Source organism: Streptomyces sp. NPDC093568 (assembly GCF_044764945.1).
GTDB lineage: Bacteria > Actinomycetota > Actinomycetes > Streptomycetales > Streptomycetaceae > Streptomyces.
The window spans coordinates 1342495-1366043 of sequence record NZ_JBIWJD010000001.1 but is presented as its reverse complement, the minus strand read 5'-3'; the positions used below and the strand labels follow the sequence as shown (position 1 = coordinate 1366043).

Sequence of the window (23549 nt, the reverse complement as noted above, 5' to 3'; positions counted from 1 at the left end):
GCATGACGTGCGGTCAGGTGACCGACCGTCAGGAGTTGTCCAGCGGCAGCCCCGGCGGGTTGACCTCCGACTTGCCGACGGCCTCGCCCGAGAGGTTCCAGGCGGCGAGCCACTTGGCGTACTGGCCGTTGTCGATCAGGTGGTTGATCGCGTCGGCGAGGGGCTGGGCGAGGCCGCTGTCCTTCTTGGCGGTCGCGGCGATCAGGCCCTGGAGCGTCGCCCCGGCGCCGGAGAACTGGCCGGCGATCCTCGTCGGGCTGGGCGTGCTCTTGGTCTGGGTGACGTGGTAGGAGAGGTTCGGGCTCGGGCCGAAGTAGGCATCGATCTTGCCGCTGCCCAGGGCCAGGTACGTGCTGTTGTTGTCCTGGAAGTACTTGACGGTCAGCTCCTTGCCCTCCTTCTCCAGCCTGTCCTTCCACTCCAGCAGGATCCGCTCCTGGTTGGTGCCGGCGCCGACGGAGACGGTCTTGCCGGCGAGGGCCTTGTAGTCGCCGTCGAAGCTGAACTTCGAGTCCTTGAGCGCCTCGAAGGCGAGGTCGTCCTTGCGGTAGGAGGCGAACTCGTACTTCTGCTTGCGCTCCTCGGTGTCGGTGATGTTCGAGAAGCCGACGTTCACCTTGCCGCTGTCGATGCCGACGAAGAGGTTCTCCCAGGTGAACCGCTTGACCTCGGGCTCAAGACCGAAGACGGCCGCGACCAGCCGGGCGAGGTCGACCTCGGAGCCGGTGAGCGTCTTCTGGTCGCTGCCCACGAAGCCCAGCGGCGGGGCCCCGGAGGGCAGGGTGCCGGAGCCGATGACCAGCTTGCCGCTCTTCTTGAGGGCCTCGGGCAGCTTCGCGCTGATGGACTTCACCTCGGACACCTTCAGGGTGGTCTCCTTGGCGGCGCCGTTGGAGAGCTGTCCGACGGTGACGGTCCCCGCGCTGTCGTTCGTCCTGGTGGCGGCGTCGCTGTCCCCACCGCAGGCGGCGAGCCCGGTGGCGAGGGTGGCGACCGCGGTCGCCGCGGTGATGCCGCGTATCAGGCTGCGTCGGGAGATGTGGGTGGGCATGGCCGTCCTTGGTGTTCGAGAGGGTGGTGAGGGTGGTGAGGGTGGTGAGGGTGCGGCGTGGGGGAGTTCGTGGGGAGCGGTGGGCTCAGAGGACCTTGCTGAGGAAGTCCCTGGTCCGCTCGTGACGCGGCTTGTCGAGGACCTCGGAGGGCGGGCCCTGCTCGACGATCCTGCCGCCGTCGATGAAGACGACCCGGTCGGCGATCTCGCGGGCGAAGCCGATCTCGTGGGTGACGATCACGAGGGTCGTGCCGCTGGTCGCCAAGTCCTTGATGACGGACAGGACTTCACCGACGAGCTCCGGGTCGAGCGCTGAGGTCGGCTCGTCGAAGAGGATGACGCCGGGGCGCAGGGCGAGGGCGCGGGCGATGGCCACGCGCTGCTGCTGTCCGCCCGACAACTGCCGTGGATAGGCGGCGGCCTTGTCGGCGAGTCCGACCCGGCCGAGGAGGTCGCGGGCGAGTTCCAGGGCCTCGGCCTTGGCTAGCTTGCCGGTCGCCACCGGGGCGGCGGCCACGTTGTCGAGGACCGTCAGATGCGGGAAGAGGTTGAAGTTCTGGAAGACGAAGCCGATCCTGCTGCGCTGCGTGAGGATGGCCCGCTCGCTCAGCTCCTTGAGCCGTTCGCCGTGCCGGCGTACGCCGATCAGCTCGCCGTTGAGGCTGACGTGGCCGATCTCGGGCTTCTCCAGGTGGTTGATGACTCTGAGCAGGGTGGACTTGCCGGAGCCGGACGGGCCGAGGATCACGGTGACCTCGCCGGGGCGCACGGTCAGGTCGACGCCGTTGAGCACCCGGTGTGCGCCGTACCACTTGTGCACGTCGTGCACCTCCACGGTGGCGGGCGCGCTGTCGAGGGTCTCGGCGGTCATACGGCGGCCTCCCTGCGGATGCGGGCCCTCAGGTCGGTGAAGGCGGTCCGCAGCTTCTGCAACGGGGTCGGCGGCAGGGAGCGCGTGGCACCCCGGGCGTAGTACCGCTCGACATAGAACTGGATGACGGAGACGACGCTGGTGAGGATCAGGTACCAGACGGTGGCGACCATCAGCAGCGGCACGATGTCGCCGGGGTAGGTGGAGCCCATGGACTGCGCGGAGCCGAAGAGGTCGAGCAGGGAGACGTAGAAGACCAGCGAGGTGCCCTTGATCAGGCCGATGAGCTGGTTGACGTAGTTCGGGACGATGGAGCGCAGCGCCTGCGGGAACACGATCCTGCGGAACTGGTAGCCCTTGGGCAGGCCGAGCGCGGCGGACGCCTCGTGCTGGCCCTGGTCGACGGAGAGGACGCCGCCGCGGACGACCTCGGCGGCGTACGCGGACTCGTGGAGGCTGATGCCGACTACGGCGATGACCATGTCGGTGGCGAGCTTCGACTCGTCGAAGGAGAAGAAGGCGGGACCGAAGGGGATGCCCACGCTGAGCGTCTTGTACAGGGCGCTGAAGTTGTAGAGGAACAGCAGCACCACGATCAGCGGGACCGAGCGGAACGCCCAGACGTAGACCCAGCTGACCGCGCGCAGCACGGGGCTCTTCGAGAGCCGGGCCAGTGCCAGCAGGATGCCGCCGAGGAGGCCCAGCACCGCGCTGTAGGCGGTGACTTCGAGGGTGATGAGGAGACCGTCGAGGATGGTGGGCCGCATGAACCAGTAGCCGAAGCGGTCCCACTGGTAGAAGGGGTTGGTCACCAGGCCGTGGACGAACTGGGCCGTCAGGACCAGGACCACCGCGGTGGCGATCCAGCGGCCGGGCCGCCTCAGCGGCAGCACGCGCTGGGCCGCGAGCGGTTTCGGCGGGGCGGCGGCGGGCGGCGGCGCCTCGGCGAGGGAGACGGCGGCGCCTGGGGGTTCACTCATGGAGGGCTCCGGCAGGAGTCGGATGTCCCCGGGAACAGCGGCGCACGACACGGCGAGGACAGCCGCACTGCGGCTCGTCAGGACGCGGGAGGACGCACGGTCACCGGGGGGTGGGCGGACGATGGCACACCGCTTGCGCGGCGTTCGTCAGGGAGTGCGGGGCAGCGGACGGCAGGAGTCAGCCGCGGCCGCGGGCACAGCCCGGTGCGGTACACAGTGCGCTGCTGACGCGGAGCAGATCGACGGCCCGGTCGGCGACGAACAGGGTCGCGTACGCCAGGGCGCGGCTCTGAGGGCGGCGTACGGCCGTCCTGGGAGCTGCGTCCATGGCGTCACTCACTCTTCCGGCCCCCGTGGGGCCTTCGCGCTTACCGAAGTCATCCGGTCCGGTCGTCACCTGGGGCACCCCACCGCGATGCGAGGGTTGCCGGCCAGCGAGCCAGGGCTTGTCGCTGACACTCATGACCGTTCTGGGCCGTAAGTAAGACAGCTGCCGGAACGGATGTCAACGCCGGTCCACAGTACGGACCGGCTCACGGCCTCTCGACCTGCGCTCGAACCGCGGTCCCGGCCGCCGCGTGGGCCGCCCAGTCCAGGATCTGGACGGCCGCTCCGGCGTCCTCCAGGCCCCGGCAACGGGCGTGGTGGCGGCGGGAGATGGCGTCCAGGTCGAGATGCGTGCCGAACGCCGGGTGCGCGGCGAGCCGGCGGGCGTAGGCCCACAGGGTGGTGTGCGCGGCGACGCGCTGCACCGCGGAGGCGTCCAGGTGGTGCCGGTGAACGGTGTCGAGTTGGACGAGCGTGACCCACAACTCCACGTCGGCGGCGGTGATCTGATCGTGGAACAGATACTCGCGACCCTCCAGCCACCGGTCCAGCGCGCCCAGCGCTCGCAGCAGTGTGCCGAGGGCCTCGTCCCGCTCCGCCCGTTCGGCGTCGGCCGCCCCCGCGGCTTGCGCGGCCTCCGCGATGTCCTGCGCGCACATCCGCTCGACGGCCTCGATCTCCGACTCCGCGCCGCTCGGGTACAGCTCCGGGCGACAGCCGCCGAAGCGCCGGGCCAGGTCGCGGATGATGTCGGGGGCGTGTGTACTCACGATGCGCCCGGACCAGTCGTCGCTGAGGACCGGCGCGAGGGCCGGTCCGGCGTACCGGTGGGCGCTGGCGTCGTACAGCGGACGCAGCACGGCGTGCCCGCCGTCGGCGCAGTCCGGGATCGGGGGCAGGAAGGTCGCCGGGCAGATGTCGTCGAGGCCCAGCAGGCTGTGCGCGACGGCGATGCGCAGACCGTTCGCACAGGCGGTCGTCAGGTGGAGGCGGTAACGGCGCGGCACGGCGTAGTGGCCGCTGCGTGCGTCCCGGCCGATCCGGCCCCGGAAGGCGGGAGCGGTCGGCGCGGACGAGTGGGCGGCCAGCGGTGTGACGGACATGACTCTCCCCGGGGCAGGCGTGTGGACGTACGCGTACGGAAGCGACGTGGGGGGCTCGGCTCAGGGAATGGTCAGATCGCGCTGCAGACGCGGAGCAGATCGATGTGACGGCGGGACGTGAGAAGGGGCGTACGGCTCACTCGACCGGTGACCGACTCAGGACGCCCCATACTTCCCTACCAATTCACTAGGAAACTTGATGAGAGTGTCGGTCCGCGCGCGGCCCAGGTCAAGAGGGCGTCCGCGGATTGGGCGACGTCCGGTCCTTCAGGCTGTGCGAGGACGAGTGCCGGAGCGTCGCGGAGGGGCTGCGCCGGGTGGTGCTCCAGGTCGAGGAGCGGGGCGAGGAGCGCCGGCCGAAGGCCTGACCCGCGCCCGCCGGGTCAGCGGCGCTCGCGTGCGGCCCGGACCAGGGCGTCGAAGATCCCCTGTCGCGCCGGATCCTGGTGCGCGGTGTCCTCGGGATGCCACTGCACGGCCCTGAACCACCCCTTCGCGCCCGGGAGTTCGAGCCCTCCACCATCCCGTCGGCGGCGCGCGCGGTGACCGTGAGGCCCCGGCCGAGGCCAGGCGACGTGCCGCGCGTGCGCTCCAACTTCGTCAACGCTTCAAGAAGCTGCCCGTCGAGGTCAAGCTCGCCTGACTCCCGAAGGAAATGAACCGGCGGGCGCCCCTCAAGCCGGTCGCACCGACAGGGCGTGGTGGAAGACGTCGCGGGGGTCCCACTTCGCCTTCACGCGCTGGAGCCGGCGGTAGTTGTCGCCGAAGTACAGGGTCTGCCACGGAGCACCGGTGTTGCGCGCGGGGTCGGCGAGGTCGGTGTCCGGGTAGTTGATGAACGCGCCGTCGGCCGCCGCCGGGGCGCCGCCGGTGCCGGAGTACAGGTCCTCGTAGAGCTCGCGCAGCCAGCCGATGTGCCGGGCGTCGTCCCAGGCGTCCTCCCAGCCGTTGACGTAGAACATCTTGATGCTCGCCGCGCGGTGCGGGGTGGCCGTCGCGTCGAGGGCCACGGTGTTGACCTTGCCGCCGTGGGTGTAGAGGGTCACGCTGCCGCCGGGGTGGTCGTAGTCGGTCCGGGTCAGGTGGTGGTGCAGGGCCTCGATCTGGCGGTCGGTGAAACGCTTGCGCAGATAGCCCGACTTGACCTTCAGCCGGTAGACGGGACCGGGGTCGCCCGGCGAGCCGGCCAGGGCCGAGGCCAGCCAGGCCTGGTTCCGCACCGTGCGCACGGGCTGGACCGGTACGCCCCGGTTGATCGCCGCGAGGTGATCGTCCAGCATCCGCTCGGCACCGGAGTCCGCGGCCACCTGGCCGATCATGAACACCGCCCCGGACGGGCGGCGGGTCAGGGCGAGTTCGCTGTACAGGGCGAGATACGGCGAGTCGGGTGCGCTGTGCCGCTCCGCCCACTCGCCGTGGTTGCGGACCAGCCGGGCGAAGGACGTCTTGTCCAGCTTCTGCCAGTCCCAGGAGACCTGGAAGCTCAGTACGCCGGCCGGCGGCGCGGGCAGCAGAGCGGACGGGTCGTCGCCCGAGGCGCCGGGTGTCCGGAACCAGCAGCGGGTGACGATGCCGAAGGTGCCGGCCCCGCCGCCGGTGTGCGCCCACCACAAGTCCCGGTGGGGATCGGCGGGTTCGCGGGTCGCCACCACGGCGAGCGCCCTGCCCCGGCGGTCCACGACGACTGCCTCGACCGCGTACAGATGGTCGACGGACAGGCCCAGCAGCCGCGACAGCGGACCGTAGCCACCGCCGAGGACGTGGCCGCCGACACCGACGTCGGCACACCAGCCGGTCGGGATCGTCACTCCCCAGCCGAGGTACAGGCGCCGGTACACCTCGCCCAGCAGGGCACCGGACTCGACGGCGAAGGCCCGGCGGCCCGGGTCGTAGGAGACGCCCGTCATGGCGGACATGTCGACGACCACCTCCACGGCCGGGTCGGCGACGAAGCCCTCGAAGCCGTGGCCGCCGCTGCGCACCGTGATCCGCCGGCCGCTGTCGACGGCCTGCTGGACGGCCCGTACGACGTGCGCGGTCGTGCCGACCACCCAGACGTGATCCGGGCTGCCCGCGAACCGGCGGTTGTAGCCCCGGGACGCCAGCGACCGGAACCGCGGATCGCCGCGTCCGACCATGGCGGGTCCGGGCGGCGCGGGACAGGCCGTGCCGTCCGGGGCCGCCGCCGCGACCCCCGCGCCCAGCCCGGGCGCCACGCCCCCCGCCGTCGTGGCGACCAGACCGCCGCGCAGTACGTTCCTCCTGCTCAATCCGCTCATGACGTCTCCTAGGACTGCCTTGGGACACTTCGCTTTCCCTCGGTCACGACGCTAGGCGGCAACCACGCGCGGGGCAGTCGTGCCGGCCCCCGGCTGTCGGGTGGTGCCAGCACCCGCATCGGCCGTCCGGGAAATTCAGGTGCCCCGGCGCGGCGGCCGCAGTACGGTCCCGGCGTGATCGATGAAGACGGCTATTTCGGAGAGAACATCGCGGCCGGCTACGACGATTCGGCCGCGGACATGTTCAGCCCTGCCGTGGTGGACCCGGCGGTCGACCTGCTGGCCGAACTCGCCGGCGACGGCGCGGCGCTGGAACTCGGCGTCGGCACCGGCCGGATCGCGTTGCCGCTGGCCGGCCGCGGGGTCCCGGTGCACGGCATCGACCTGTCCCGCGCCATGGTGCACCGGCTGCGCGCCAAGCCCGGCGGTGACGCCGTGGAGGTGACGATCGGGGACTTCGCGACGACGCGGGTGGCGGGCGAATTCTCGCTGGCCTACCTCGTGTTCAACACGATCGGCAATCTGACCACCCAGGACGCGCAGATCGACTGCTTCCGCAACGCCGCCGCCCATCTGCGGCCCGGCGGCTGCTTCGTGATCGAGGTGGGCGTGCCGGACCTGCGCCGGCTGCCTCCCGGGCAGAGCGCCGTACCGTTCCGCATCAGCGAAACCCAGTGGGCCTTCGACACCTACGACGTCGCCACCCAGGCCATGAGCTCCCACTACGTCACCGTCGTCGACGGCCGCGCCGAGCACTGGTCCGTGCCGTTCCGGTACGTCTGGCCGGCCGAACTGGACCTGATGGCCCGGCTCGCCGGTCTGCGCCTGCGCGAGCGGTGGGAGGACTGGGCGCGCGAGCCGTTCACCAGTGAGAGCGGCAAGCATGTGTCGGTGTGGGAGAAGCCGGCCGACCGGTAGTCAGCTCGACATCCGAGGTCAGGGGTTCGTCCACGCCTCGGGGTCGTCCGCGAGGCTCAGCACGTCGTCGGGCAGCTTCGCCGCGGCCACGTGGGCCAGGGTGACCTCGCCGAGGATCTTGCGGACGTTGGCGCGTACGGCGATCCACAGCGGCAGCAGGGACTCGGCGGGGCCGATGTAGGAGAGGTCGGGCGGGCGGACGCCGCGCACCGAGACGAGGGGGCCGTCCGCCACCCGGATGACCTCGGCGATGGCGATGGCGTCGGCCGGGCGGGCGAGCCGGTAGCCGCCCTTGCCGCCACGCTGGCTGACGACGAGGCCGCCCCGGCGCAGATCGCCGAGGATGCCCTCCAGGAACTTGTGCGGGATGCCCTGCGCCTCGGCGATGGCCTCGGCCTTCAGGGAGGTGTCTTCGCCCGCCGCGGCCAGCTCCAAGGCCGCCCGCACCGCATAGTCCGCTCTGGCCGAGATCCGCATGCCGCGATTATCCCTCACCGTGGTCGAGGTCCTCACGGACGACCCCTCGGTCAGGCGGGGAGGCTGAACGGCGGATGCGCGCCGTTGAGGAAGTAGTCCCCGACCTCGCGCAGCCGGTGGGCGACCGGCTCGCGCAGGGTGTGCGTCCGGGTGTCGCGCCAGAAGCGGTCCAGGCCGTGCCGTGCGAAGGCCGCGCTCGCGCCGACGGCTTCCAGCGCGCGAGTGGTGATGTCCTGCGCTGCCCGTGCGGCGGCCGCTTCGGCGGCGCTCGCGAGGACGGCGATCTCCGCGCCCTCCTCGTCGTCGAGGTCCTCTCCCCGCTCCAGTCCCCGGGTGAGGGCGTCCCCCGCCTGGTCGGCGAGGGCGGAGGCGGCACGGGCGGCGACGGCGAGTTCGCCGTAGGCGGTGAGCACGTACGGATCCTGCGGCGCGCCGCCCTGCCAGGGCTGGGGCTCGAAGGGGTGCCAGGGTGACGCCACCGTCCGACCGTGCTCGCGGACCTCACCGAGCAGCCCCTCGGCGACGCCGAGACAGAACTGGGCGGAGACCAGCCGGGCGGTCGGCGCGGCGAGGCCGGCGAACGGCGACAGGGCACCGTCGTCGGAGGAGAGGGAGCCGAGCACGTACTCGCGGGCGATCGGGACGGAGTCGAACGCGACACCGCCCGCGGCGGCCAGCCGCTGCCCGAAGGTGTCGCCGCCACCGCCGCTCACCAGGCCCGGCTGGGCGGTGTCGACGAGGACGGCGACGGGCTCGCCGGTGCCCGGCACGGCGGCGCGGACCAGCAGCCGGTCGGCGACGCCGACTCCGGAGCCGTAGCGCTGGTGCCCGTCCAGCAGATAGCCGTTCGCCGTGGGCGTCAGCATCAGCGGCGGTTCCTGGGAGGCGATGCCGCCGCCCCAGTACCACTGCCCCGCGGCGAACGTCCGCTCGATGCGCGCGGCCCGGTCGGGGCCGGCGAAGAACCGGGCGCAGTAGGACAGGAAGTAGTGGCTGCCCAGCAGGTGCCCGACGGCTCCGTCGGCCGCGGCGACGGTCCGTACCACGGTGTGGGCGGTGCGCCAGTCGGCGCCCCCGCCGCCGTGCTCGGCCGGGACGAGCAGGGTGAGCAGGCCCGATTCCCGCAGCCGCGCGACCTCGTCGAGCGGAAGCTTGCCCGCCTGCTCGCGCTCGACCGCGTCCGTGGCGAGGTCGTCCGCGAGCTCACGGGCGATGTGCGGCCAGTCCTCCCGCGGCGTGCCCCATTCGGCCGCCCCGTCCGCCGGCGTCAGGGGTGCGCCCCGGTCGGAGTCACCGAACGGAGCGGCCGGGGCCGGTGGGGCGATCGTCATGGCGTCATCCTCACTCGCTCCACGGACGGGGGTCAACACTTCCCTAGTAATTCGATAGGAAATCTAGGGAATGCGTGTGCGGCATGGCCGATTCCTGCCCCCGACCGGCCGGTTCACGAAGGAGGACGCGGCCGGACACGGGTGGGATCACCCCCGGCTGCCCGCCCCCGCGAACGGAATCCGGGCCACCGCGGGGGCGGCCGCCGCGCCGCGGAACGGATGCGTCCACAGCCCGCGCGCCTCCAGCCGCGGCAGCACGCCCTCGCCGAACCAGTACGCCTCCTCCAGGTGCGGATAGCCGGAGAGCACGAACTCGTCGATGCCCAGCCGGTGGTACTCGGCGATCCGCTCGGCGACGTCGTCGTGACTGCCGACCAGCGCCGTGCCCGCGCCGCCCCGCACCAGTCCGATGCCGGCCCACAGGTTCGGGTAGATCTCCAGGTCGTCGCGGCTGCCGCCGTGCAGCGCGAGCATGCGCTGCTGCCCCTCGGACTCGCTGCGGGCGAGCCCTTCCTGTACGGCCCGTACGGTCTCGGTGTCGAAGCCTGCCAGCAGCCGCCGCGCCTCCGCCCAGGCCTGCTCGGCCGTGTCCCGCGTGATGACGTGCAGCCGGATACCGAAGCGGACGCTGCGGCCCTCCTTCTCGGCCAGCGCCCGGATCCAGGCGATCTTCTCGGCGACGGCGGCCGGCGGCTCGCCCCAGGTGAGGTAGACGTCGACATGGCGGGCGGCGATCTCCCCCGCGATGGGCGAGGAGCCGCCGAAGTACACCTCCGGCACCGGGTCGGGCACCCGGGCCAGCTTCGCGTCCTCGACCTGGAGATGCTCGCCGACCAGGTCGACGGTCCTGCCCTCCCACAGCCCCCGCACGATCTGGAGGAATTCCCCGGTACGGCGGTAGCGGTCGTCCTTGTCGAGGAAGTCGCCGTAGGCCCGCTGCTCGTGCCCCTCTCCGCCCGTCACCACGTTCAGCAGCAGCCGTCCGCCGGTCTGCCGCTGGAAGGTGGACGCCATCTGTGCGGCGAGCGTCGGCGAGACGAAACCGGGCCGGAAGGCGACCAGGAACTTCAGCCGCTCGGTGTGCTGGGCGACCATCGCCGTGGTCAGCCAGGCGTCCTCGCACCAGGCGCCCGTCGGCGTGAGCGCGCCGACGAAGCCCAGGTCCTCGGCGGCACGGGCGATCTGACCGAGGTAGGCGACCGTCGGCGGCCGGTCACGGCCGGACGCCGTGGCGGGGGTGCCGTGGCCGCCGCCGACGACATGGCGGCTGTCGCCGTTGGTGGGCAGGAACCAGTGGAAGGTGAGGGACATGGGGGGCTCCGTTCGGGGGTCGTGGGTCACAGCAGTCCGTGCCGGGGCGGCCTGACGCCGCGCAGCACGTAGCGGCCGATGTGCTGGACCTTCCAGCGCGCCGGGTCGTGCAATCAGCAGGGGCGGCGCGAAGCGCCTCGTTGAGGGGTGGCGGCCGGGCGACGGGCGGGCGGGTACGGGCGTCCCGCCAGTGGCGGTGCAGGCCCAGGGAGTCGAGGGCGGCACGGGTACCCGCGACCTCGAAGAGCGCGCTGCCGACCTCCACGGCCGCCTCCGCCGCCGTCACCTTGGCCGCGGCGACCGCGACGGAGGCCTCGGCCGCCGAGTCGTCGGTCAGGTCGGCACGGGCGGCCTCCACCGACCGGGCCGCGGCGGCGAGCAGCGCGTCGGCGGCCCGCACCCGGATCGCCAGCTCGCCGAACCGCTGGGCAAGCAGAGGGTCCTCAGCGGCCGTCCGGTGCCCCTCGCCGACACTCTCGAACCAGGGCCGGCTCTTGGTGCGGACGAACTCGACGGACTCGGCGAGCGCGCCTGCGGCGATCCCCGCGTCGATGGCGGCGTGCAGCAACTGGGCGACGGCTCCATGGAGTTGCGGCCCCTGGAAGGTGAGGTGGTGCGGCACCACCCGGTCGCCCGGCACGGACACCGACTCCAGCCGGACGGTTCCGCTGGCGGTGGTGCGCTGCCCCATCCCGTCCCAGTCGTCCACGACCGTGACGCCGGACGCGTCCCTCGGTACGTACGCCACGTGCAGGTTGTCGTCGTCGGCACGGGCGAGGACGGGGATCCAGTCGGCGAACAGGGCGCCGGTGGAGTAGTGCTTGACGCCGTTGAGGACGTACGACCCGTCCGGGCGCCGCGCGAGCCGGGTGCGGATGTCCTGCACATGGCTGGTGCCCGCCTCGGACTGGGCGTTGCCGAACCGCTTGCCCGCGAGCACCTCGCCGAAGAAGAACTCCCGCTGCTCCCGCGTCCCTTGCCGGCGCAGCACGCCCACGTACACGAAGTGGCTCTGCGGGATCTGGGCGAGGCTGGCGTCGGCAGAGGCCAGCAGCCGGAAGATCTCCGCGAGTGTCTCCGTACGGACGTCCGCGCCGCCGGACTCCGCCGGCACCGTCACCCCGAGCAGCCCGGAGGCGGACAGCCGCTGGAGTTCCGCGTGCGGCAGCCGGCGCCGCGCGTCGCGCTCGGCGGCGTCCTTGCGGAAGTCGGCGGCCAGTGAGGCGGCGACGGCGAGGGCCTCGGCGTCGTCGGCGATCACCGTCGCGGCGCTCATCCGGTGGCCGCCAGCAGGGTCGGGCGGCCGCCGAGGGCGATCGAGAACTGGTCGGTGACATGGGCCAGTGCCTCGGCGGCGGCCGGCGCGACGGTCAGGGTGCCGTCGTCTCCCACGCTGATGTCCTTGTCGAGGGTGAACCAGCCGGGCGTGATGTGGGCGGGGCCCATGGAGTTCAGCACCGGGCGCAGGGCGTAGTCGATGGCCAGGACGTGGGCGTTGGTGCCGCCGGTGGCCAGCGGCAGGACGGTCTTGCCCGCGAGCGCGTACTGCGGGAGCAGGTCCAGCAGCGACTTCAGCAGGCCCGAGTAGGCGGCCTTGTAGACGGGCGTGCCGATCACGATGCCGTCGGCGCGCTCGACCAGGGCGGTGGCCTCGACGATCGCGGGATGGCCGAAGTCCGCGTGGAGCAGGGCCTCGGACGGGAGCGTGCGGACGTCGAACGGGATCACGTCGTGGCCCTGGGCGACCAGCCGGTCGTCCAGGTGGCGCAGCAGCCGGGCGGTGCGGGAGGTGGCGGAGGGACTTCCGGAGACGGAGAGGACGATGGCCATGGGAGGACCTTTCGGAGTGTGGGATGCGGGTGGCCGGACCGGGTCAGGCGCGGGAGGCGATCGGCTCGGACTCGGCTGCCTGGGCCTCCAGCTCACGGACCAGCGGCAGCACCCGCTTGCCGAAGTACTCGACCTCCTCCAGGTAGTGCAGGAAGCCGAGGAGGAAGAGGTCCACGCCGAGGCGCTTGTAGGCGACGATCCGCTCGGCGATCTGCTCGGGGGTGCCGATCAGACCGGTGCGGAAGCCGTCGTTGTACTGGACCAGGTCGTCGAAGCCTGAGTCCTGCCACATGCCCTTGCCGTCGGCGGTGGACCGCCCTGCCTGCTGGACGGCGTCACGGAAGCCGTGGACGGCCGGCGTGTCGGCCTTGGCGACGATCTCGCGGAGCGTCTCACGGGCCTCGGCCTCGGTGTCGCGGGCGATGAGGAAGCCGTTGAGGCCGAACTTCGGTGCCGTACGGCCCACTTGGGCGGCCGAGGCGCGGACGTCGGCGATCTGCTCGGTGACGCCGTCGAAGTCCTTGCCGTTGCTGAAGTACCAGTCGGAGACGCGGCCCGCCATGGCGCGGGCGGCGGTGGAGTTGCCGCCCTGGAAGATCTCCGGGTGCGGCCGCTCCGGGGTGTTGAGCGGCTTGGGCTTGAGGGAGAAGTCGCGCAACCGGTAGAAGTCACCGGCGAGTTCGGTGTGGTCCTCGGTCCAGATCTGGCGCAGGGCGCGGATGAACTCCTCCGAGCGGCGGATGGGGGTACCCCCTGTTCGAGCGAAGCCGAGAACTTGGGGAGTTCGTCGTGCTCCAGCCAGGGCTCGCCGAGGGCGGTGAACTCGCCCTTGAACCAGCCGCTGACGACGTTGACGGCGAAGCGGCCGTTCGACAGGTGGTCGGCGGTGGCGCCGAGTTTGGCGAGGACGCCGGGGTGCCACAGGCCGGGGTGGACGGCGGCGATGACCTTGAGCCGCTGGGTGGCGAGGAGCAGGGCGAGGCTGAAGCTGGTCGACTCGTGCTGGAACTCGGCGCCGTAGCTGGCCATGTAGCGGACCTGGCTGAGGGCGTAGTCGAAGCCGTTGTTCTCGGCGAGGACGGCCAGTTCGCGGTTGTAGTCGTAGCCCCAGTCGGTGCGCTGTTCGATGGTGCTGGTGACCAGGCCGCCGCTGACGTTCGGCACCCAGTAGGCGAAGCGGGCGGGGTCGGTTCCGGGCGGGACGGGCATGAAGGGCTCCTGGCGGGAATGCGCATGCGAAAAGGCGCGTGCGATGACAGGGAAAGGTGTGGGGTGATCGGGATTCGGGCGTGCGGGGACGCCGTTCCCGGGAAAGCCGAAATCGCCGTGGTAAGCGGCCGGCTGGGGAATTCACACGGGGAGATCAGCGCGAGTGCGAGGGTTTCCCTCGGGTGCGCTCAGACCCGACAGCGACAGCAGGAGCTGGAGACACGCGCAAGGTCGACATGGCGTCGCCGCGTGAGGTCCTGTCGCTTCATGCCTTCGATCAAAGCAGCGGGGAGTCCGACCGGTCAAGAATGTCCGGACCGGATTCCACATGCTGAGAGTCGGTATTCACGAGGTTGTGACAGGGATTCCCTTGAACCCGGCGCTCGGCGGGAAGCACTCTCCTGTCGTGCGTATCGAACAGCTCGAATACATCGCCGCCGTCACCCGGTTGGGGTCGCTGCGGCGGGCCGCCGAGGAACTGCATCTGTCCCAGCCCGCGCTCAGCGAGACCGTGCGCAACCTGGAGCGGGAGCTCGGGGTGGACCTGCTGGAGCGCAAGCGGTCCGGGGCGAAGGTCAGCGACGAGGGCCGGGAGCTGCTGCCGCACATCATGAGCGTGCTGGACGCGGTCACCGGCTGCGGGGCGCGGCCGGTGACCAGCACCGCATCAGCCGTATGGTCCGGCTCGGCACGGTCAACACGGCCACCGTGCCGCTGGTCATCCCGACCGTGCGGGAGTTCCGGGCCTCACACCCGGTGACCCAGGTCGAGCTGGTCGGCGCGCAGCAGTCCGAGATCCATCGCGGGCTGCTGGACGGCGCGTTCGATCTGGGGCTGGTGAACTACCTCGGCGGCGACGACCTGCCGCCCGGCTTCGAGACGACCGAGCTGCTGCGCGGCCGGCCGGTGGTGTGCCTACGCCCGGACAGCCCGCTGGCGGCCCTGGACACGGTGGACGCGGACAGTCTGCTGGCCGAGCCGCTGGTCGTGATGCGGTCCGGCTATGTCATGCACCGCTTCCTGCACCGGCTGCTGGGCGGCCGTACGCCGTCCTTCTCGTACTCCACCGACGGCGCCGAGATGGGCAAGCTGATGGTCGCCGAGGGTCTGGGAGCGACGGTGCTGCCCGACTTCAGTGTCCTCGGCGACCCTCCCCCAGCCTTCGGCCGGGGGACCCCCATTCGCTGCGCTCGCGGCGCGGCGCGATCACCGTACGGCCGCTCGCGGGGGACGCCACCGAGGTGCTGCTGGTCCTTCAGCGCCGCGAATCCGGCTCCGTCCCCCGCGCGGTACGTGATCTGCACGAGCTGTTCGTGCGCAACGCCCGTGCGTACGACGCCCCTTCGTGCGGTGCGGGTGGCTGATCAGACCACGGTCACCGGGTGCCGTACCACCGCGTCGAAGAGATAGCCCTGGGTGTTGGGCACGGAGACGTCGGGCTGGCGGCGGCCGGCGGTGTCGGTGGCGCGGGCGAGCAGATGGGTCGAGCCGGGTGTCGAGGGCTTCCAGGGGACGGACCAGCGCGTCCAGGTGTCGGCCCGGGGCCGGTCGTGGAGGCGGGCCGGACGCCAGCTCGTACCGCCGTCGGTGCTGACGTCGACCCGCGCGATCCCTCCCGCGCCCGACCAGGACCGGCCGTGCAGCACCTGGCCCTCCCCCACCGGGAAGGTGGCGCCGCTCGCCAGCTCGAAGGCGCTCTTGATCGTCTGCCGGGTCAGCGGGGCGCTGCCCTCCGGCGGGTGGGAGGGGCCGTACAGCCGGTAGAAGGTGGTGTTCCACGGTGAGAACAGCGGCTGTGCTGACACCTCGATGTCGCCGACCCACTTGATCGACGAGATCCCCACCCACGAGGGCACCAGCACCCGCACCGGATACCCGTGGTCGTACGGCAGCGGCTCGCCGTTCATCTCGTACGCGAGCAGCACGTCGTCCAGCGCCTTGGCCAGCGGCAGCGGACGCCGCACCCGGCCGAGGCTCTCCCCGCCGCTGACGAACTCGGCGTCCAGGCCGCGCGGCTGCACGTCCACCGCGTACGGCGACAGCCCGGCCCTGCGCAGGACGTCGGCCAGGCGCACCCCGCGCCAGCGGGCGACGCCGATCGCGCCCAGCGTCCAGGCGGTGCCGGTGACGGTCTCGCCCTGCTGGGTCGTGTAGTGGCTGCGGCCGTTTCCGGCGCACTCGACGAACGCGGTCCGGGTGACGGCGGGCAGGGCGCGCAGATCGTCGTATCCGAACTCCACCGGCTTGTCCTCGCCGGGCGTGCCGCGCAGCCCGCTGCCCCACAGCCGCAGTCGCCAGTCGGCGGTGTCCAGGACGGGCGTGGTGGTGTGGTTGCGGACGAAGAACAGCTCGTTGGGGGTGTGATGGCCGGTCCCGCGCAGGGCCTCCCAGCGGGTCTCGGCGTTGGTGCCGCGCTGGATGAACCACTCGGGCGGCAGCGGCTTGACGATCGGGGTGGCCGCGGCGCGGGCCGGAGCCGGCGCGGGGAGCGCGGTCGCGGCTGCCGTGGCGGCGAGCAGGGTGAGCAGCCGGCGGCGGGAGACCCCGTCCGCTCTGGCGTCCCCGGCGAGCCACTGACGCAGCCTGCGGCGGTCGTAGGCGGTCTCGTCGGGGCGGCTCGTGGGGCGGGGGGAAGGTGCTGCGGATGCGGTCATGACGGTCCTCGTCGTCGGGTGGGGCGGCCGGGCACGGGCAGAGTGATCAACAGGGTGAGCCGGGGTGTGGTCACAACGGCGCCGGGGGTGGAGGCGGTTGACCGAGGCCCGTTCCCGACTCGCCCGGTCAGAGAACCTTCGACAGGAAGGCGCGGGTTCGCTCCTGGCGCGGGTTGTCCAGGACGGCGGCCGGCGGCCCCTGTTCCACGACGACCCCGCCGTCCATGAACACCACGGTGTCGGCGACCTCGCGCGCGAAGCCGATCTCGTGGGTCACGACGATCATGGTGGTGCCCGTGCCGGCCAAGTCCCTGATGACGTCGAGGACTTCACCGACCAGCTCGGGGTCCAGCGCCGAGGTGGGCTCGTCGAAGAGCAGCACCTTCGGCGCCAGGGCGAGCGCGCGGGCGATGGCCACGCGCTGCTGCTGGCCGCCGGAGAGCTGCCGCGGGTAGGCGTCGGCCTTGTCGGCGAGGCCGACCCGGTCGAGGAGCCGCCGGGCCGTCTCCTCCGCCTCCCCGCGCGGCCGGCGCAGCGCGGAGAGGGGCGCCTCGACGAGGTTGTCCAGCACGGTCAGATGCGGGAAGAGGTTGAAGTTCTGGAAGACGAACCCGATGTGGGTGCGCTGCCGCAGCACCTCCTTCTCCTTCAGCTCGTGCAGCTTGTTCCCCACGCGGCGGTAGCCGATGAGTTCGCCGTCGATGCTGATCCAGCCCCGGTTGACCTTCTCCAGATGGTTGATGGTGCGCAGCAGCGTGGACTTCCCGGAGCCGGAGGGGCCGAGGATCACGGTGACCTCGCCGGCCCGGACCCGCAGTTCCACGCCGCGCAGCACTTCCAGCGGGCCGAAGCTCTTGTGGACGCCGTGGACGTCGACCATGACGTCGCTCATGCGTGCTCGGGCGGGTTGATCCGCGACGTCTCGATCGCGGAGGGGCCGGTGCCCCACTTCTTCAGGATCCGGGTGTAGGTGCCGTCCTTGATCAGCTCGTTGACGGCAGCCTGGAACGCCTTGGTGAGCGGGGAGCCCTTCTTGAAGGCGAAACCGACGTCGAGGCGGTGGAACTCCCCGAGGAAGGTGGTCTGCGACGCGGGCTGGGCCGCCTGGTAGCGCAGGCCGTTGATGGTCGACATGATCACGTCGATACGGCCCTGCTGGAGCGCGGTGAGGGTGGCCGCGTTCTCCGAGTAGACCTTCACGTCGTACGGCTTCTTGCCCGCCTTCGCGCACACGCCCTTCTGCGCGCTGAGGGTCGCCTCGAAGGTGGTGCCGGCGCCGGTGCCGATGGTCAGTCCGCACAGCTGGGTGAGGTCGGTGACCTTCGACTTCAGCTCGGTGTTGCCCTTCTTCACCGCGAAGCCCTGGCCGTCGTTGATGTAGGTGACGAAGTCGATGGTCTTCAGGCGCTCCGCGGTGACGCCGAAGTTGCCGGTGCCGAAGTCGTACTTGCCGCTGCCGAGGGCGGGCAGGATCGTCTCGAAGGAGGCGTCCTGGCGCTCCAGCTTCACCCCGAGCACCTTGGCCACGGCGTCGGCGAGGTCGATGTCCTGACCGGCGGGCGCCTTGTCCGTGCCGCCCGGGTAGTACGCCCCGGGCGGGAACCCGATCGAGCTGCCGACCCGCAGCGTGCCCGCCTTGCGTACGTCGGCGGGCAGCAGGGCGGCGGCGGAGTCGACCTGGCGCACGGAGGCGACCGGGTCGTCGGTCGGCGCGGGAGACCCCTGGGCGCCCACCGCGGCGGTGCCGTCGGTGTCGGAGGAGCCGCAGGCGGTCAGGGCCAGCAGCGGGAGCAGGGCGAGGGCGGCGGTGGCGCGCAGCCGGGTTCTGAACGTGCGGATCTTCACTGGCCGGGGGCCTTTCCCGTGTCTCCCCGCGCGGCGAGGTGCTTCTCGAAGGGCAGCGGGCCGATGGTCTCCGGATCGGCCTCCGTGTCGAACAGCGCCGTGTAGCCGGTGGCGAGGTACAGGCCGCGGGCCTCGGGCTGGCGCGGACCGGTGGTCAGGTAGACGCGCCGGTACCCGCGTGCGCCCGCCTCGCGCTCCAGCTCGGCGACGACCCGGCGGGCGAGGCCGCGTCGGCGGTGCGCGGAGTGGGTCCAGATCCGCTTGAGTTCGGCCGTGTCGGCGTCGTAACGGCGGAAGGCGCCGCCCGCGACGGGCTCGCCGTGCTCCAGCAGCAACAGCAGCAGACCGCCGTACGGCTCGGTGAACTCCTCGTCGGGGTAGCGGGAGATCTCGCCGTGCGCGTCGATGCCGTAGCGCGTGGAGTACTCGTGACCGAGTTCGCTCAGCAGGGGTCTGACGCGGGGATCGGAGACGGGGACGTGAATGACCGTCAACTCGGGGGCGGAGGTCATGCGTTCACCGCAGCGAGCGTGTGGGTCCCGCGTGCGGCCCGCTCGGCGTCGCGCTTGGCGACCTCCTCGCGGACGATCGGGATGACGTACCGGCCGAAGTCGACGGCGTCGTCGAGCAGGTCGTAGCCGCGTGCGGAGAGGATGTCGACGCCGAGGTCGTAGTAGTCGAGGAGTGCCTGGGCGACCGTCTCCGGGGTGCCGACCAGGGCGTTGGAGTTGCCCGCGCCACCGGTCGCGGCGGCGGTCGGGGTCCACAGGGCGCGGTCGTAGCGCTCGCCGGCCTCGGCGATGGCGATGAGCCGCTGCGAGCCGACGTTTTGAGGTGTTGCAGCCTGGGGCTGGGCGTGGCCGTTGTGGCGCTTGGTGATCGCCTCGCCGCGCTCCCTGCGGGCCTTGATCGCGCCGACCGTGCGGTGGGCCTTCTCCCAGGCCAGTTCCTCGGTCGGGGCGATGATCGGCCGGAAGGCGACCTGGATGCGGGGCACGTCGGTGCGGCCCGCGGCCTTCGCGGCGGCCTTCACGTTCTCGATCTGCTCCGCGGTCTTCGCGAGCGGTTCGCCCCACAGGCAGTAGATGTCGGCCTCGGCGCCTCCGGCGGCGTACGCGGCGGGCGAGGAGCCCCCGAACGACACGCCGGGGCGGGGCTGCCGGACGGGGAAGACGTCGCTGACGAAGTCGTGGAAGCGGTAGTGCTCGCCCTCGTGGTCGAAGGGCTCGTGGGTGGTCCAGATCTTCTTGACGATCCGGATGTACTCGAGGGTGCGGGCGTAGCGCTCGTCCTTGGTGAGGGTGTCGCCCTCGCGGCCCTGCTCGTGGTCGTTGCCGCCGGTGATGAAGTGGACGGTCAGCCTTCCCTCGCTGATCCGGTCGAGGGTGGCGAAGGTCTTGGCGGCGAAGGTGGGGTAGGAGACGTTGGGCCGGTGGGCGAGCAGGATCTGGAGGTGGTCCAGCCTGCTCGCGATGTACGCGGCGGCCGGTGCGGGGTCCGGCGACCCGGAGCCGTAGGCGAACAGCACCCGGTCCCAGCCGTGGTCCTCGTGCGCCCGGGCGAGCCGGAGCGTGTAGTCCTTGTCGAAGGCGGCGCCGGAACGCGGCGTGGTTTCGGAGCCGTCGTTGGTGGCGGCGATGCCAAGGAACTCCACGGGCATGGAGGTGACCTTTCGGGCAGTGCGGCGCGTGGGCAGGCATGACTCGACTGCCCTGCGCACAGGCAGAAATGACGGTTCATCAGGTGCGTGATGACGCCAGGCGTCGAAGAAGGGTGCTACGGCAGCGCGCGTACATGGAGAACTCGGCCCGCGACGGGGTCACCGAGGGAGGGAAGGGCCGGTCGGACGGCCCGCTGCCGAGTCAGGCGCAACACGCCGCGGACCACACCCGACCGAAGTCGATGTGATCGCGCGTGACCAAGCGCTGCTGGGCATTCATGCGACTAATTGAGCAGTACATCAGGCTCCCTGTCAAGCAGCGCCCGGATCCCGGACCGCCTCGACCTGCGTCTCGAACCGCGCTGTTGACACATCGATGCCATGGGCACATACGATCGACGGCGGACCGGCTCCGCCTTGTGCGGCTGCCTCTCCGGCCGCGTTGAGGGACGCGGCAAGCGTGATGACGCCGAACCCCGGCCGCACCGAGTGCCCCTGGGGTCACCCACGCCTGCGTTCCCTCCCCCGGAGAGCCTCCCCATGGTCACGCCGCCCGATCTCACGTCCGGTCCCGCGACGAAGAGTCCCCCCGTACCCCCGGAAAGCGCCGGCGACCTGCCGCGGATCGTGCCGCGCCGGCACGCCGGACGGTGGCTGACCGCCGCCGTCGCCCTGCTGGTCTTCGCGATGGTGCTCAACTCGGTGATCCGCAACGAAGCCTTCCAGTGGGACGTGGTGGGCCGGTACTTCACCACCGCCGCCGTGCTCGACGGACTGCTGCTCTCGCTGTGGCTGACCGCCGTGGTGATGGTGCTCGGCTTTCTGCTCGGCACCCTGCTCGCGGTCATGCGGCTGTCAGCCAACGCGGTGCTGCGCACGCTGAGTTGGGGCTATGTGTGGATCTTCCGGTCCACTCCGCTGCTGGTGCAGCTGCTGTTCTGGTTCAACATCGGCGCCCTGTATCCGACACTCGGCCTCGGCATCCCCTTCGGCCCGCAGTTCCTCACCGTCAAGACGGTCAACCTGCTCGGTCCGACCCTCACCGCCGTCATCGGCCTGACCCTGCACGAGTCCGCCTACGCCGCCGAGGTGGTGCGCGGCGGCATCCTCTCCGTGGACTCCGGGCAGACCGAGGCCGCCCAGGCACTCGGCCTGAGCAGACGCCGCACCCTGCGCCGGATCGTGGTCCCCCAGGCGATGCGCTCCATCGTGCCGACGGCCGGGAACATGCTGATCGGCACCCTCAAGGGCACCAGCATCGTCAGCGTGCTGGCCGTGCACGACCTGCTGTACTCGGTGCAGCTGATCTACAACCAGACCTACCAGATCATCCCGCTGCTGATGGTCGCCACCCTGTGGTACATCGCGGTGACCACGGTGCTGAGCGCCGGCCAGTTCTACGTCGAGCGGTACTACGCACGCGGCAACTCCCGTGCCCTGCCGCCCACCCCGCTCCAGCGGCTGCGCGCCCACCTCGCGGCGGTACGCCTCCGGCTGAGCGCGGCGACGGCGTCCGACGCCCGCCCGGCGATCGGCGGTGACCGGTGAGCGGCACCCCTGACACAGCCGTCCTGGTCATCGTCGGCGCGGGCCCGCGGGCCACGGGTCTCCTGGAACGCATCGCCGCCAATGCTCCCGAACTGTGGGACGGGACAAGGGAGTTGCGGATCCACCTGGTCGACCCGCACCCGCCCGGCCCCGGTCGGATCTGGCGCCAGGAGCAGTCGGCGCTGCTGCGCATGAACTCCATGGCCGAGGACGTCACCATGTTCACCGACGAGTCGTCCACGATCGACGGCCCGGTACGGCCGGGACCCTCGCTCGCCGAGTGGGCCGCGCAGTTCTCCGGCACCGGCCCACGCCACGCCCCGTACGCCGAACCCGCCGACCCCGGCGTGCTCGCCGAACTGCGCTCGCTGGCCGGGAGCGACTTCCCCACCCGCCGCGCCCAGAGCGCCTACCTGGACTGGGTGTTCCGCCGGGCGCTGGCCGAGCTGCCGCCCACCGTGACGGTCGAGTGGCACCGCACCACCGCGACCGCCGTCACCGGCCCGCCGGACGGCCCGCAACAGGTGCACCTCGCCGACCGCGCCGGCCCGCTCACCGCCGACCTGGTGGTGCTCGCCCAGGGGCACCTCGGCTCCACCCCCACGGCCGAGCACCGCGAGCACGCCGCCTTCGCCCGCCGTCACGGCCGCTTCCACCTCCCGCCGGAGTTCTCGGCGGACGCGGACCTGTCGGCGCTGCGCCCCGGCGAGCCGGTCATCCTGCGCGGTTTCGGGCTCGCCTTCATCGACCTGATGGCGATGCTCACCGAGGGCCGTGGCGGCGCCTTCCGCACGGAGGCCGACGGCACCCTGACCTACCTCCCGTCCGGCCGCGAGCCCGTCCTGTACGTGGGATCGCGGCGGGGAGTGCCGTACCACTCCAAGACCCGCTACCGGCTCCAGGGCCCCCGGCCGCCGCTGCCGCGCCACTTCGGCCCCGAGGCGGTCGACGCGCTGCTCGCCGAGGGACGCGCGCTGGATCTGCGCCGCGACGTGTGGCCGCTGATGGCGAAGGAGATCGGGTTCGGGCACTACCACGAGCTCTTCCACGCCCATCCCGAGCGCACGGCCCTGCCCTGGCCGGACTTCGCCGCCGCGTACGACCGTCTGGACTGGTACGCCGAGGGCATGACCGCCCTCGTCGCGAAGGCCGTACCCGATTCGGCGGACCGCCTGGACTTCGAGGAACTGGACCACCCGCTCGACGGCCTCGCCTTCGCCGCGCCGGACGCCTTCCAGGACCACCTCCGCGACCTCATCGCCCGGGACGTCGCCCGCCGTGAGGACCCGCGGTTCAGCGCGGACCTCGGGGCGTTCCTCGCGCTGCTCTCCGTCTACGGGCAGCTGCCCCGGCTGGTCGCGTCGGGACGGCTGACCGCGCGGTCCGTCGCCGAGCAGCTCGACGGCTGGTGGCACGGGTTCTTCAGCTTCCTGGCCTCCGGGCCGCCCGGCTTCCGGCTGCGTCAGTTGCTGGCCCTGTCCCGCGCCGGAATCGTGCGCTTCCTGGGCGCCGGCGTCCGGATCGGCACCGACGAACGCGGTGGCACCTTCACCGCGAGCAGCCCGACGGTCCCCGGTCACACCGTCCACGCGACCGCACTCGTGGAGGCGTATCTGCCGGGCCCCTCCCTGGAGCACACCGAGGACCCGCTCCTGCGTGACCTGCACCGGGCCGGCGCGCTCGCCGAGGAGGTCATCGCCGACCCCACCCACACGCACCGCTCCGGACTGCTCGCCGTCTCCCCGGGCGACGGCCACGTCGTCGATCCGTCCCTCGGCGCCGCCCACCCCCGCCGCATCGCCCTCGGCGCCCCGACCAACAGCCGGTCCGTCGCGGCGTTCGCACGCCCGCGCACCGACGCGCCCGCCTTCCGCCAGAACGACGCGGTGGCGCGTGCGCTCCTACATGCCCTGACCTCGCAGGTCCTAAATAATGAGATAACAGTGTCCACTATATGAACAACCCCTTGGGGTGGACGCAACCTTCTGCCACGATCCCCATCAACCGGGTAGGAAAACTAGGAATCCGTGGGGTGGGGTGGCCATGAGAACGCGCGATCACGCGGATCTGTCGCTGCCTCTTCTGACGTCACGCCGCCACATCGACCTGGGCCGTACGTCCAGCGCCATCTGTCGCCCTCTCTGAGGCTCCGCGC

Annotated in this window: 21 protein-coding genes, 4 pseudogenes and 1 riboswitch; of the genes and pseudogenes, 5 read left to right on the top strand and 20 right to left on the bottom strand. The window is 71.7% G+C overall.

From position 1 onward, the window contains the following. Positions 1 to 28: 28 nt before the first annotated feature. The 8 genes and pseudogenes from ACIRD7_RS05775 to ACIRD7_RS05740 all read right to left on the bottom strand — a co-directional run bounded on the left by ACIRD7_RS05775 (position 29) and on the right by ACIRD7_RS05740 (position 6611). Positions 29 to 1051 (bottom strand): ABC transporter substrate-binding protein, encoded by a 1023-nt coding sequence (locus ACIRD7_RS05775; protein ID WP_403450173.1) that lies wholly within the window; start codon positions 1049 to 1051, stop codon positions 29 to 31. An 85-nt stretch (positions 1052 to 1136) separates the two neighbouring features. Beyond that, complete coding sequence (locus tag ACIRD7_RS05770) at positions 1137 to 1922, bottom strand: amino acid ABC transporter ATP-binding protein (RefSeq protein ID WP_403450171.1); 786 nt, start codon at positions 1920 to 1922, stop codon at positions 1137 to 1139. Then, positions 1919 to 2902: an amino acid ABC transporter permease gene (locus tag ACIRD7_RS05765; RefSeq protein ID WP_403450168.1), complete on the bottom strand. Its 984-nt coding sequence runs from the start codon at positions 2900 to 2902 to the stop codon at positions 1919 to 1921. The genes ACIRD7_RS05770 and ACIRD7_RS05765 overlap by 4 nt, the downstream gene beginning before the upstream one ends. A gap of 178 nt (positions 2903 to 3080) precedes the next feature. Beyond that, a complete protein-coding gene (locus ACIRD7_RS05760) occupies positions 3081 to 3230 on the bottom strand; it encodes a hypothetical protein (RefSeq protein WP_403450166.1) in 150 nt (49 codons plus the stop codon). 31 nt (positions 3231 to 3261) lie between these two features. Further along, a riboswitch (SAM riboswitch) is annotated at positions 3262 to 3369 on the bottom strand. Positions 3370 to 3435: 66 nt separating this feature from the next. After that, on the bottom strand, positions 3436 to 4332 hold the full coding sequence (locus ACIRD7_RS05755) for a glutathione S-transferase C-terminal domain-containing protein (protein ID WP_403450164.1): 897 nt from the start codon (positions 4330 to 4332) through the stop codon (positions 3436 to 3438). Positions 4333 to 4403: 71 nt separating this feature from the next. Continuing rightward, positions 4404 to 4502, bottom strand: a complete 99-nt coding sequence (locus ACIRD7_RS05750; RefSeq protein WP_328877807.1) for a putative leader peptide — start codon at positions 4500 to 4502, stop codon at positions 4404 to 4406. 213 nt (positions 4503 to 4715) lie between these two features. Beyond that, positions 4716 to 4897, bottom strand: a pseudogene (locus ACIRD7_RS05745) (gamma-glutamyl-gamma-aminobutyrate hydrolase family protein); the annotation flags it as partial. Positions 4898 to 5006: 109 nt separating this feature from the next. Next, positions 5007 to 6611 carry an FAD-binding oxidoreductase gene (locus ACIRD7_RS05740; RefSeq protein WP_403450161.1) on the bottom strand — a complete coding sequence of 535 codons (1605 nt, stop codon included), beginning with the start codon at positions 6609 to 6611 and terminating at the stop codon, positions 5007 to 5009. A 174-nt stretch (positions 6612 to 6785) separates the two neighbouring features. Here ACIRD7_RS05740 and ACIRD7_RS05735 point away from each other — a divergent pair, with 174 nt between their 5' ends. Continuing rightward, on the top strand, positions 6786 to 7529 hold the full coding sequence (locus tag ACIRD7_RS05735; RefSeq protein WP_403450158.1) for a class I SAM-dependent DNA methyltransferase: 744 nt from the start codon (positions 6786 to 6788) through the stop codon (positions 7527 to 7529). Positions 7530 to 7547: 18 nt separating this feature from the next. On the opposite strand, the gene ACIRD7_RS05730 is transcribed toward ACIRD7_RS05735, so the two are convergent. From ACIRD7_RS05730 to ACIRD7_RS05700, 7 genes and pseudogenes are all read right to left on the bottom strand, one after another. Continuing rightward, the gene (locus tag ACIRD7_RS05730; RefSeq protein ID WP_403450156.1) at positions 7548 to 8006 is read right to left on the bottom strand and encodes an RrF2 family transcriptional regulator; all 459 of its coding nucleotides are present in this window, start codon (positions 8004 to 8006) and stop codon (positions 7548 to 7550) included. Positions 8007 to 8056: 50 nt separating this feature from the next. After that, positions 8057 to 9337 (bottom strand): acyl-CoA dehydrogenase family protein, encoded by a 1281-nt coding sequence (locus ACIRD7_RS05725; protein WP_403450153.1) that lies wholly within the window; start codon positions 9335 to 9337, stop codon positions 8057 to 8059. A gap of 147 nt (positions 9338 to 9484) precedes the next feature. Continuing rightward, the gene (locus ACIRD7_RS05720; RefSeq protein WP_403450151.1) at positions 9485 to 10648 is read right to left on the bottom strand and encodes an LLM class flavin-dependent oxidoreductase; all 1164 of its coding nucleotides are present in this window, start codon (positions 10646 to 10648) and stop codon (positions 9485 to 9487) included. Positions 10649 to 10674: 26 nt separating this feature from the next. Beyond that, positions 10675 to 11924: pseudogene (locus ACIRD7_RS05715) on the bottom strand (SfnB family sulfur acquisition oxidoreductase). Further along, entirely contained in the window at positions 11921 to 12478 is a 558-nt protein-coding gene (ssuE, locus tag ACIRD7_RS05710) for an NADPH-dependent FMN reductase (RefSeq protein WP_403450148.1), read from the bottom strand. The pseudogene ACIRD7_RS05715 and the gene ssuE overlap by 4 nt, the downstream one beginning before the upstream one ends. 43 nt (positions 12479 to 12521) lie before the next feature. Further along, a pseudogene (gene sfnG, locus ACIRD7_RS05705) lies at positions 12522 to 13687 on the bottom strand (dimethylsulfone monooxygenase SfnG). Between the two features lie 188 nt (positions 13688 to 13875). Next, positions 13876 to 13956 carry a putative leader peptide gene (locus ACIRD7_RS05700; RefSeq protein WP_351078001.1) on the bottom strand — a complete coding sequence of 27 codons (81 nt, stop codon included), beginning with the start codon at positions 13954 to 13956 and terminating at the stop codon, positions 13876 to 13878. Positions 13957 to 14093: 137 nt separating this feature from the next. On the opposite strand from ACIRD7_RS05700, the pseudogene ACIRD7_RS05695 reads away from it, so the two are divergent. After that, positions 14094 to 15051 (top strand): annotated as a pseudogene (locus ACIRD7_RS05695) (LysR family transcriptional regulator). Here ACIRD7_RS05695 and ACIRD7_RS05690 read toward each other — a convergent pair. The 5 genes from ACIRD7_RS05690 to ACIRD7_RS05670 form a co-directional block, all read right to left on the bottom strand. Then, the gene (locus tag ACIRD7_RS05690; protein ID WP_403450146.1) at positions 15052 to 16341 is read right to left on the bottom strand and encodes a sulfite oxidase; all 1290 of its coding nucleotides are present in this window, start codon (positions 16339 to 16341) and stop codon (positions 15052 to 15054) included. 127 nt (positions 16342 to 16468) lie between these two features. Beyond that, a complete protein-coding gene (locus tag ACIRD7_RS05685; RefSeq protein WP_403450143.1) occupies positions 16469 to 17233 on the bottom strand; it encodes an amino acid ABC transporter ATP-binding protein in 765 nt (254 codons plus the stop codon). After that, positions 17230 to 18180 (bottom strand): ABC transporter substrate-binding protein, encoded by a 951-nt coding sequence (locus ACIRD7_RS05680; protein WP_403451684.1) that lies wholly within the window; start codon positions 18178 to 18180, stop codon positions 17230 to 17232. Before ACIRD7_RS05680 ends, ACIRD7_RS05685 begins: the two co-directional genes overlap by 4 nt. Positions 18181 to 18182: 2 nt before the next feature. Further along, positions 18183 to 18698, bottom strand: a complete 516-nt coding sequence (locus ACIRD7_RS05675; RefSeq protein WP_403450140.1) for a GNAT family N-acetyltransferase — start codon at positions 18696 to 18698, stop codon at positions 18183 to 18185. Next, on the bottom strand, positions 18695 to 19846 hold the full coding sequence (locus tag ACIRD7_RS05670; protein ID WP_403450138.1) for an LLM class flavin-dependent oxidoreductase: 1152 nt from the start codon (positions 19844 to 19846) through the stop codon (positions 18695 to 18697). The genes ACIRD7_RS05675 and ACIRD7_RS05670 overlap by 4 nt, the downstream gene beginning before the upstream one ends. A gap of 540 nt (positions 19847 to 20386) precedes the next feature. On the opposite strand from ACIRD7_RS05670, the gene ACIRD7_RS05665 reads away from it, so the two are divergent. The 3 genes from ACIRD7_RS05665 (at position 20387) to ACIRD7_RS05655 (ending at position 23539) form a co-directional block, all read left to right on the top strand. Continuing rightward, positions 20387 to 21394, top strand: a complete 1008-nt coding sequence (locus ACIRD7_RS05665; RefSeq protein ID WP_403450135.1) for an amino acid ABC transporter permease — start codon at positions 20387 to 20389, stop codon at positions 21392 to 21394. Beyond that, positions 21391 to 23352: an FAD/NAD(P)-binding protein gene (locus ACIRD7_RS05660; RefSeq protein ID WP_403450133.1), complete on the top strand. Its 1962-nt coding sequence runs from the start codon at positions 21391 to 21393 to the stop codon at positions 23350 to 23352. The genes ACIRD7_RS05665 and ACIRD7_RS05660 overlap by 4 nt, the downstream gene beginning before the upstream one ends. 85 nt (positions 23353 to 23437) lie before the next feature. After that, positions 23438 to 23539 (top strand): putative leader peptide, encoded by a 102-nt coding sequence (locus tag ACIRD7_RS05655; protein ID WP_403450131.1) that lies wholly within the window; start codon positions 23438 to 23440, stop codon positions 23537 to 23539. Positions 23540 to 23549 lie beyond the last annotated feature (10 nt).

Excerpts from the sequence above, each read along its gene's own strand:
- ACIRD7_RS05760 (WP_403450166.1), bottom strand. The coding sequence starts at position 3,230 with ATGGACGCAGCTCCCAGGACGGCCGTACGCCGCCCTCAGAGCCGCGCC.
- ACIRD7_RS05685 (WP_403450143.1), bottom strand. The coding sequence starts at position 17,233 with ATGAGCGACGTCATGGTCGACGTCCACGGCGTCCACAAGAGCTTCGGC.
- ACIRD7_RS05740 (WP_403450161.1), bottom strand. The coding sequence starts at position 6,611 with ATGAGCGGATTGAGCAGGAGGAACGTACTGCGCGGCGGTCTGGTCGCC.
- ACIRD7_RS05655 (WP_403450131.1), top strand. The coding sequence starts at position 23,438 with ATGAGAACGCGCGATCACGCGGATCTGTCGCTGCCTCTTCTGACGTCA.
- ACIRD7_RS05755 (WP_403450164.1), bottom strand. The coding sequence starts at position 4,332 with ATGTCCGTCACACCGCTGGCCGCCCACTCGTCCGCGCCGACCGCTCCC.
- ACIRD7_RS05725 (WP_403450153.1), bottom strand. The coding sequence starts at position 9,337 with ATGACGATCGCCCCACCGGCCCCGGCCGCTCCGTTCGGTGACTCCGAC.
- ACIRD7_RS05690 (WP_403450146.1), bottom strand. The coding sequence starts at position 16,341 with ATGACCGCATCCGCAGCACCTTCCCCCCGCCCCACGAGCCGCCCCGAC.
- ACIRD7_RS05665 (WP_403450135.1), top strand. The coding sequence starts at position 20,387 with ATGGTCACGCCGCCCGATCTCACGTCCGGTCCCGCGACGAAGAGTCCC.
- ACIRD7_RS05675 (WP_403450140.1), bottom strand. The coding sequence starts at position 18,698 with ATGACCTCCGCCCCCGAGTTGACGGTCATTCACGTCCCCGTCTCCGAT.
- ACIRD7_RS05775 (WP_403450173.1), bottom strand. The coding sequence starts at position 1,051 with ATGCCCACCCACATCTCCCGACGCAGCCTGATACGCGGCATCACCGCG.
- ACIRD7_RS05670 (WP_403450138.1), bottom strand. The coding sequence starts at position 19,846 with ATGCCCGTGGAGTTCCTTGGCATCGCCGCCACCAACGACGGCTCCGAA.
- ssuE (WP_403450148.1), bottom strand. The coding sequence starts at position 12,478 with ATGGCCATCGTCCTCTCCGTCTCCGGAAGTCCCTCCGCCACCTCCCGC.
- ACIRD7_RS05700 (WP_351078001.1), bottom strand. The coding sequence starts at position 13,956 with ATGAAGCGACAGGACCTCACGCGGCGACGCCATGTCGACCTTGCGCGT.
- ACIRD7_RS05770 (WP_403450171.1), bottom strand. The coding sequence starts at position 1,922 with ATGACCGCCGAGACCCTCGACAGCGCGCCCGCCACCGTGGAGGTGCAC.
- ACIRD7_RS05720 (WP_403450151.1), bottom strand. The coding sequence starts at position 10,648 with ATGTCCCTCACCTTCCACTGGTTCCTGCCCACCAACGGCGACAGCCGC.
- ACIRD7_RS05765 (WP_403450168.1), bottom strand. The coding sequence starts at position 2,902 with ATGAGTGAACCCCCAGGCGCCGCCGTCTCCCTCGCCGAGGCGCCGCCG.
- ACIRD7_RS05750 (WP_328877807.1), bottom strand. The coding sequence starts at position 4,502 with ATGGGGCGTCCTGAGTCGGTCACCGGTCGAGTGAGCCGTACGCCCCTT.
- ACIRD7_RS05730 (WP_403450156.1), bottom strand. The coding sequence starts at position 8,006 with ATGCGGATCTCGGCCAGAGCGGACTATGCGGTGCGGGCGGCCTTGGAG.